The organism is Cupriavidus sp. 8B, assembly GCF_054589115.1.
Window position 1 is genome coordinate 1 of record NZ_BAAILO010000244.1, and the last position, 1,124, is coordinate 1,124.

Sequence of the window (1,124 nt, forward strand, 5' to 3'; positions counted from 1 at the left end):
GGTCTGGGCCTTGGCACAGGAGGCAACAGGCATGGATTTCTGATGCACAGCCTGCTGGCTGTCACGCCCGACGGATTGCCCCTTGGGGTGTTGGGCATGAAGACCTGGGTGCGCGACCCGGAGGAAGCGGGCAAGGGAAAGCAGCGCAGGAAGCGCGATATTCGTGACAAAGAGAGCGTGAAATGGCTGGAGGGCCTTGAGCGACTGGAAACGCTTAAAGTGCAATGTCCAGACACGCACGTGGTCGGCGTGAGCGATCGCGAAGGCGATGTCTATGACGTGTTTATCGCGCCGCGCTCTACCGGAGTCGACTGGCTGGTTCGCGCTGCGTGGAATCGGCGTGTCGAGCATCCCGAGAAGTATCTGTGGGATGCCGTGGAAGCGGCGCCCGCGCTGGGCCAGACGACATTGCAAGTGCCCGGCTCGGGCAAGACGCCCGCGCGCAGCGCGCAACTGACGCTGCGCTGCCTGCCAGTGCAGTTGAGGCCACCGCGTTCGCGCCCCGGTAAGGGGGCGAATGTCGAGGTCTTCGTGATTCACGCGCTGGAGACCGATGCGCCTGAAGGGGTTGACCCGCTCGAATGGATGCTGCTGACCTCGGTCCCCACGCATACGCATGAGCAAGTTCTGGAACGGCTGGCATGGTACGCGCGACGCTGGACCATCGAATCGTGGCATCGGGTACTCAAGAGCGGCTGCCGGGTCGAGGCTAGGCAATTCGGTGACCTGGATCGATTTGTGCGCGCCACCGCATTGTTCGCCGTCATCAGCTGGCGAATTCTGTATGCCACGCTGCTCGCCCGGCTGGATGGTGACTTGCCCTGTGAAGTGCTGCTGCAGCCGATCGAATGGCGTGCACTGTATTGCCGGGTTCATCAAACCAAGAAGACGCCCGCCAAGATCCCGTCGTTGGCGCAGGCCGTATTGTGGATCGCCAAGCTCGGCGGCTATCTCGGGCGCAAGAGCGATCGGCCACCGGGCCCTACACCGATCTGGCGCGGATTCCTGTCGCTGCACGAAATCACGGAGATGTATCGGATATTCCAGCAGGATGAATAGCTGTCCGGTGGAGATGGGTGTAGGGAGAACAGCTAGTTGTTCAAAAAATGTGGGCACACCTAAGC

At 61.6% G+C, this 1,124-nt stretch carries 1 protein-coding gene; it reads left to right on the forward strand.

Going from position 1 to position 1,124, the window contains the following annotated elements; genetic code table 11:
• On the forward strand, positions 1-1,059 hold a 1,059-nt coding region (locus ACYP5B_RS23450; RefSeq protein WP_459571257.1), incomplete at its 5' end, for an IS4 family transposase.
• Positions 1,060-1,124: the final 65 nt, after the last annotated feature.